The organism is Devosia sp. (assembly GCF_041917035.1).
Classification (GTDB): Bacteria; Pseudomonadota; Alphaproteobacteria; order Rhizobiales; family Devosiaceae; genus Devosia_A.
In genome coordinates, this window is the sequence record NZ_JAYRYM010000216.1 from 1 (window position 1) to 6,382 (window position 6,382).

Annotated in this window: 7 protein-coding genes and 1 pseudogene; 4 read left to right on the plus strand and 4 right to left on the minus strand. The window is 69.8% G+C overall.

The features are described from left to right. Positions 1-296 (plus strand): annotated as a pseudogene (locus ACE3TU_RS17455) (ABC transporter ATP-binding protein); the annotation flags it as partial. Continuing rightward, a complete protein-coding gene (locus tag ACE3TU_RS17460) occupies positions 293-1,828 on the plus strand; it encodes a permease (RefSeq protein WP_374626504.1) in 1,536 nt (511 codons plus the stop codon). The pseudogene ACE3TU_RS17455 and the gene ACE3TU_RS17460, both read left to right, overlap by 4 nt. Before the next feature lie 9 nt (positions 1,829-1,837). Here the strand turns inward: ACE3TU_RS17460 and ACE3TU_RS17465 are convergent, their stop codons facing one another. Next, on the minus strand, positions 1,838-2,998 hold the full coding sequence (locus ACE3TU_RS17465) for an MFS transporter (RefSeq protein ID WP_374626506.1): 1,161 nt from the start codon (positions 2,996-2,998) through the stop codon (positions 1,838-1,840). Between the two features lie 120 nt (positions 2,999-3,118). Between ACE3TU_RS17465 and ACE3TU_RS17470 the strand changes: the two genes are divergently transcribed. Beyond that, complete coding sequence (locus ACE3TU_RS17470; RefSeq protein ID WP_374626508.1) at positions 3,119-3,574, plus strand: N-acetyltransferase family protein; 456 nt, start codon at positions 3,119-3,121, stop codon at positions 3,572-3,574. A gap of 42 nt (positions 3,575-3,616) precedes the next feature. Here ACE3TU_RS17470 and ACE3TU_RS17475 read toward each other — a convergent pair whose 3' ends face one another. The 3 genes from ACE3TU_RS17475 to ACE3TU_RS17485 all read right to left on the minus strand — a co-directional run bounded on the left by ACE3TU_RS17475 (position 3,617) and on the right by ACE3TU_RS17485 (position 5,722). Beyond that, on the minus strand, positions 3,617-3,889 hold the full coding sequence (locus ACE3TU_RS17475) for a hypothetical protein (protein ID WP_374626510.1): 273 nt from the start codon (positions 3,887-3,889) through the stop codon (positions 3,617-3,619). 102 nt (positions 3,890-3,991) lie between these two features. Continuing rightward, the gene (locus ACE3TU_RS17480; RefSeq protein WP_374626512.1) at positions 3,992-5,278 is read right to left on the minus strand and encodes a hypothetical protein; all 1,287 of its coding nucleotides are present in this window, start codon (positions 5,276-5,278) and stop codon (positions 3,992-3,994) included. A gap of 117 nt (positions 5,279-5,395) precedes the next feature. Next, on the minus strand, positions 5,396-5,722 hold the full coding sequence (locus ACE3TU_RS17485; RefSeq protein ID WP_374626514.1) for a DUF6665 family protein: 327 nt from the start codon (positions 5,720-5,722) through the stop codon (positions 5,396-5,398). A 100-nt stretch (positions 5,723-5,822) separates the two neighbouring features. Between ACE3TU_RS17485 and ACE3TU_RS17490 the strand changes: the two genes are divergently transcribed. Then, positions 5,823-6,382: EamA family transporter (locus ACE3TU_RS17490; protein WP_374626516.1), on the plus strand; the 560-nt coding region annotated here is incomplete at its 3' end.

The following is a 6,382-nucleotide window of genomic DNA, read 5'->3' on the forward strand; positions in this document are numbered from 1 at the left end:
TCGACGAGCCGCTCACCGGCCTCGATGCCGGTTCGGCGCGCCAGGTCAAGGATGTGCTCAAGCAGAAGGTGGCGCAGGGCGTCACGGTGATCATGACCACCCACATCCTCGAGGTGGCCGAACGGATGGCCGAACGGATCGGGGTGATCAACCACGGCCGGCTCGCAGCCGAGGGAACGCTGGGCGAACTGCGCGCCCGCGTCGGCCGGGAAACGACGCTCGAGGAGATCTTCCTCGACCTCGTGGCGCAGAAGGAGGCCGACACGGCCGATCTCGTCGAGGTCGCCGCCGCATGATGTCGCCGTCGACGCTCCCCTGGTTCGCCGCGCACGAGTTCCGACTGGCCTGGCGCGACTGGCTCGCCATGACCACCGGCGGCAAGAAGGTCCGCGGTATCGTGCTGTTCGTCGTGCTCGGCGCGTTCTACCTGGGCCTGCACGCGCTCGCCAACGCGCTGATGGGCCCCTGGATCGCCTCCGGCATCGCGCCGGACAAGGAGACGCTGGTGCTGCTCACCAGCACCGGCTTCCTGTTCTGGACGGTGATGCTGAGCCAGGCCCTAGAGTCGGTGACCCGCGCCTACTATTCGCGCTCCGACCTCGACCTGATCCTCTCCTCCCCTGCCCCGGCCGAGCGGCTGTTCGCGGTGCGCACCGGCGCCACCGCCTTCGGCTCGATCGTGCTCGCCTGCCTGCTGGCAAGCCCGATGGTCAATGTCCTCGTCGCCCACGAGGGGCCGCGCTGGCTGGCGGCCTATGGCGTGCTCGCCGGGCTCGGCGCGGTGGCGGTCGCGCTGTCCGTGGTCGTCACCATCGGCCTCTTCCGGCTCGCCGGCCCGGCCCGCACCCGGCTGATCGCGCAGATCATCGCCGGCATCGTCGGCGCCGGCTTCATCATCGGCATCCAGGCGGTCGCCATCCTCAGCTTCGGCAACATGAACCGCTTCTCGGTGCTGCAATCGCCCGAATTCGTCGCAGCCGCTCCCGACCTCGCGAGCCTCGTCTGGCTGCCGGCACGCGGCGCCATGGGCGACCTCGGCGCCATGCTCGCGGTCGCCGTGGCCGGCTTCGGCGCCCTTGCCCTCGTCATCCGCCTGACCTCGGCCAGCTTCGCCGGCCGCGCCATCGCCGCCGCGGGCGTCTCGCAGACCCGCGTGCAGCAGAGCGCCGCCGCCCGCCCGTTCCGCCCGACGAGCCAGCGCCATGCGCTGCGCGTCAAGGAATGGAAGCTCTTGCGGCGCGATCCGTGGCTGCTCAGCCAGTCGCTGATGCAGATCCTCTACCTGTTCCCGCCGGCGCTGTTCCTCTGGGTTTCCTACGGGCAGAGCGCCGGCACCTATGTCGTCGTCATCCCGGTGATCGTGATGGCCGCCGGGCAGCTGGCGGGCGGGCTCAGCTGGCTCGCCATCTCGGGCGAGGACGCGCACGACCTCGTCGTCACCGCGCCGATCCACCCGCGCGCCGTGCTGATCGCCAAGATCGAGGCGGTGCTCTGCGCCATCGGCGTGGTCTTCGCCCCGGTGCTGGCCATGGTCTGGATCGCCTCTTGGGACCTCGCCTGGGTGACGGCGCTGTTCGTCGCCCTGTCGGCCGGCTCGGCGACAGCCATCCAGCTCTGGTTCCGCATCCCGATGCGTCGCGCCATGTTCCGGCGGCGGCAGGTGGCCTCGCGCGCCGCGACCATCTCGGAGGCACTGAGCTCGATCATGTGGGCGGGCACGGCAGTCCTCGCGGCCGGCGAGGAATGGCTGGCGCTGCTGCCGGGCATCCTTGCCGTGGTGGTTCTGTTCGTCGCCTGGAGCCTGAGCCCGAAGGGCAAGCGCACCTAGGTCCGGATCCTACTTCGGATCCGAACGATCCGGCGCCAGCACGGTGACCACCATGGCGGCGACCGCCGCGGCGGCGCCGAGCCAGCCCAGGCTCGCCACGCCCAGCTGTTCGAGCGCCACCCCGCCGGCCAGCGCCGACAGCGCGCCGCCGAGGTTCATCGCCGTGAGGTTGAGCGAGGCGGCCAGCGGCACCGAGGCCGGGGCCAACACGGCCAGACGGCTGATCTGCGAGGGGAAATAGGCCCAGGTCACCACGCCGAAGATCGCCATGTGGACGAGGTAGACCGGCACGACCGCGACGGCCGGCAAGAGGGCGATGAGATCGATGGCGGCGAGTTCGAAGATCATGCCGCCGAGGATCGCCACCATCGTCGACCGCGCGCCGATCCGGTCGACGAGGTAGCCGCCGATGAAATTGCCCCCGAGCGCGCCGATGCCGAAGGCCAGCAGCACGGTGGGCATCATCGACTGCCCGAGCCCGATCAGCTGCGTGGTGATCGGCGCCAGATAGGTGAGCGCCACGAACATGGCGAAGGCGCCGAGCGCCGAACTGAGCAGCGTCATCGGCACGCCGCGGATGCCGAGCAGCGCCAGCCGCTCCCTGAGGCTGCGCTTGTCGCCGTGGATGTCGTGCGGCAGCTTCAGCCACATGGTGGCCGAGGCGAACACGGCGATCAGCCCGAGCCCGACATAGGCGACTCGCCAGCCGTAGAGTTCGGCGACGAGGGCTCCGAGCGGCGCGCCGACCGCGACGGCGATCGAGCCGCCCATCACCACCGTCGAGACGGCGCGCCCGCGCCGGCCGGGAGCCGCCAGGGCCACCGCCGTCGACTGCGCCGTCGAGGTGAACAGGCCCGCCCCGAGGGCCAGCATGGTCCGGGCGACGAGGATCAGCGCGAAGCCCGGCAGCAGGCCGAACAGGATGGCCGCGAGCCCGAACAGCAGCTCGGCGCCGGCCACCACGCGCCGCCGGTCAACGGCCCCGAACAGCGTGGTGAGCAGCGGCGTGCCGATGCCGTAGGCGATCGAGTAGAACACCACCACATAGCCCGCCTGGGCGATGCTGACGCCGGTTTCCGCGCTGATCGCGGGGAGCACGCTGACGACCAGGGAGCTTTCCACGCTGCCGGCAAACGCCCCCAGCGCCAACCACAGCAACCTGACGTCCATGAAAGGTGTATCCTCGCCCGGCAACGAGGAGTATGGGGCGGCGCTGCGGCGGTCAATGACCGACGCGCGGCTTCCCGCGGTCGCCTCGCCACCGACCTGGACAACGCACGGAGCGCTGCCATGACCCTGGCGTTTCGCCACGCCACCGAGGCCGATCTCGGCTTCATCGTCCGCCTGATCGCCGAGGACGCCGTGGTGCCGGCCGGCGATCTGCCCGACCGGCCGGACCACCCGGGCTATCGTGCCGCGTTTGCCGAGATCGCCGCCGATCCCAACCAGCAGCTGATCGTTGCGACGCTGGAGGATCGCCCCGTCGGTACGCTGCAACTGACCTTCATTCCTGGTATCGCCGGGCTGGGGATGCGGCGGTGCCTCGTCGAGGCGGTGCACGTCGATCCCGCCTGCCGCAATCGCGGCTACGGCTCGCAACTGCTGCAGTACGCCATCGCCGAGGCACAGCGGCGTAATTGCGGCGTCGTGCAGCTGACCTCCAACAAGCGGCGCGTCGATGCCCACCGCTTCTACGAGCGGCTGGGCTTTGTCCGCAGCCACGAAGGCTTCAAGCTGCGCTTCTAGTGCCGGTGGCCGGGGCGGAACCGCGCCGGTCGGCGCCGGGGCCTACTCGCGGGTGCGCACGACGACGGCGACCGTGTCGGCCCGCTCGCCATGCGAGGGGACCTCGTGCGGGCCGAAGCCATCCGCGTCATTGACGTTCAGCCGGACCGGCGTCTTGCGAAAACCGAGGATCTCGTCGAGCCCGCCATACTCCCCGGCGATCAGCACCAGGGCGGCGGGATCGAAGGTGCGCAGCATGGCGATGGCATCGCCCACCGTGAGGCCGCCGCGCGACTGAATGACTGCGCCGGCGGGCTTTTCCAAAATATCCAGCACTCTATCCATCCTGGAGCAATTGTTTGCAGATGCGAGAATGCTGCGGGAAAGCCAAGCCCGCACCCCACAATTGCGGGGCGTGCCTCAAGGTTATGCCAATACTCAGAAGTGCTGAAGCCTTGCCACCAGGTGGCCGAGTTCGGATTGCTTGCGAATGCCCAGCTTGTCGTAGACGGCCTTCATCGTCGAACGGGCGGTGTGCTCGGTGATGCTGAGGTCGGCGGCGGCGCGGCGCGGCGCGATGCCGGTGCCGACCAGCGCCGCGAGTCGCGCTTCGGCCGCGGTGAGGCCGAACAGCTGCAGCAGTTGCGCCGCATCGCGCCGCTCCGGCCCGTGCGGATCGGTCATCAGCACCAGCGCCGAATCGGCGCGGTACTCGCCATGCTCGAGCGGCAGCACGTAGGCGACCAGCTGTCCGCCGGGGCGGGTGATCGCAATCGGATCGGAGACGCGCGGCCCGGTCCGCGCCACGCTGTTGCGCAGGGCGGCGCCGAGCGCCTGCCGCTCCGCCAGCGTCCCCCCGAGCAGTTGCTCGCCCGGCCGGGCCTGCGTTCCCAGCAGCCGCGTCCCGCTGCTGTTGGCGGCGATCAGCGTCCCGTCTTGGCGCACGATGGCCGCCGCCCGACCGGCATCCTCGACGATGCCGAGGAACATCTGGGCGGCGTCGCCCATCGCGCTTCTGCCGACCACGCGCGGTTCGCTCCAGATCGAACTCACCCGCAACGCGTGCAGCCCGAAGACGAAGCCGGTCGGCCGCATGGCCTGCACGACCGGCGGCGCCGCGTCGGTGATCTCGATCGAGACGATCTCGGCATCGTCGAGGTCGGACACATTGGAGTCGGCATAGGCGACGAGGCCGGCCTCCGTCACGCCGAGGAAGGTGTCGACGCCGCACATGTCGCGGCGCTTGTCGCCGGCCGGCCGGATGGTGGCCCGCAGCCAGTCCTCGTCCCCCACCCGGGCCGCCCCGTGCAGCAGGCCTTCGTCCAGCCAGGTGCGCGCCGAGCCGACGCTGGTATTGCCCGAATAGAGCCGCCTCAGTCGCGAAGCCCCCGGCTCGTCCATGATGTCGGCCAGCACCAGCATGCCTTCCGGCACGTCGGTCCCCGGCCGCCCCTTCACCGACACCCCGACGAGGCCCCGGGTATAGGGCGCCAGTCCGAACCCGGTATGGGCCTGATAGATACCGACAATCCCGACGCTCGCCTCGGTGATCAGCACCCCGTCCGGAAGAAAGGGACGCACGGCCTCGTGATCGAAGCGGAACACCACCCAGACGACCTCGGTCGCAACCTTGTGGAAGGGCGGCACGGGCTCACTACCGACCACCCGAGCTTCGGCCGTCACCGGGATCGGCGTCAGGGATCTCTGTACGGCGTCACGAAGCATGAGCCACGCCCTGGACCGCACCGGTCCAGCTAACATTCGATACGACAGCGAATCCCGACATATCAGGTCGACTGCCCGGCGTCAGCAATCGACCACATTGCGGAAGCCGATTTGCCATCAGTCCATCGCCCCCAGGCGCCGCAGCACCTCCGGCGGAATTCCATAGATGCGGATGACCTCCTTCTGGTCGCGCAGCCCGCACAGTTCGCGCTGGACGAAGAAGGCCCAGACCTGCCGCGCCGCGGCCTTGACCAGCGCCAGCCGGACGGCGCCGTCGCTGCCTCGTGCATCGTGATCGCGCAGCGCCTGCATCGCCTTCTCCACCTGCCGCCCCTGGTACCCCAGCGAGCTGGCCTGTTCCGCCGCAACCTCGCCGGTGAAGGTCTCAAAGCCGCTGTCGAGACGCATGCGCAGCGCAAGAAGGTCGGATCTGGCAAGCGGCATGCGGTCAGGCTTCCATTTGAATGCAAGGTAATGGCGGATGCGGCCCGCTTCAACCCGCCAGCGCATTGGCAACCCGATCGACGCGGGCTAGAAGGCCGCCATGGCACTGCTCACCCGTTCATCGGCGACCGTCATCGGCTTTTCGGCCGTGTTGCTGTGGTCCCTGCTGGCCTTCCTCACCGCTGCGAGCGGGGCGATGCCGGCCCTGCAGCTGACCGCGATCACCTTCGGCATCGGCGGGCTGAGCCTGCTGATCCTGCGGCCCGCCTCGCTCGGCGCCATGCGACAGCCGCCCCGGGTGTGGCTGCTCGGCGTCGGCGGCCTGTTCGGCTACCATTTCTGCTATTTCTTCGCGCTCAGAAGTGCCCCGCCGGTCGAGGCCGGGCTGATCAACTACCTGTGGCCGCTGCTCATCGTGGTGTTCTCGGCCATGCTGCCGGGCGAGCGGCTGCGTCGGCATCATGTCGCGGGCGTGCTGCTGGCGCTCGCCGGCGCCGGACTGGTCGTCACCAGGGGGGCCGGCCTGAGCTTCGATCCGGCCTATGCGCCCGGTTACCTCGCGGCGCTCCTGGCGGCATTCACCTGGGCCGGCTACTCGGTGCTGTCCCGCCGCCTCGCCGAGGTGCCGAGCGAGGCCATCACCGGGTTCTGCCTCGTCAC

Excerpts from the sequence above, each read along its gene's own strand:
- ACE3TU_RS17460 (WP_374626504.1), top strand. The coding sequence starts at position 293 with ATGATGTCGCCGTCGACGCTCCCCTGGTTCGCCGCGCACGAGTTCCGA.
- ACE3TU_RS17465 (WP_374626506.1), bottom strand. The coding sequence starts at position 2,998 with ATGGACGTCAGGTTGCTGTGGTTGGCGCTGGGGGCGTTTGCCGGCAGC.
- ACE3TU_RS17470 (WP_374626508.1), top strand. The coding sequence starts at position 3,119 with ATGACCCTGGCGTTTCGCCACGCCACCGAGGCCGATCTCGGCTTCATC.
- ACE3TU_RS17480 (WP_374626512.1), bottom strand. The coding sequence starts at position 5,278 with ATGCTTCGTGACGCCGTACAGAGATCCCTGACGCCGATCCCGGTGACG.
- ACE3TU_RS17485 (WP_374626514.1), bottom strand. The coding sequence starts at position 5,722 with ATGCCGCTTGCCAGATCCGACCTTCTTGCGCTGCGCATGCGTCTCGAC.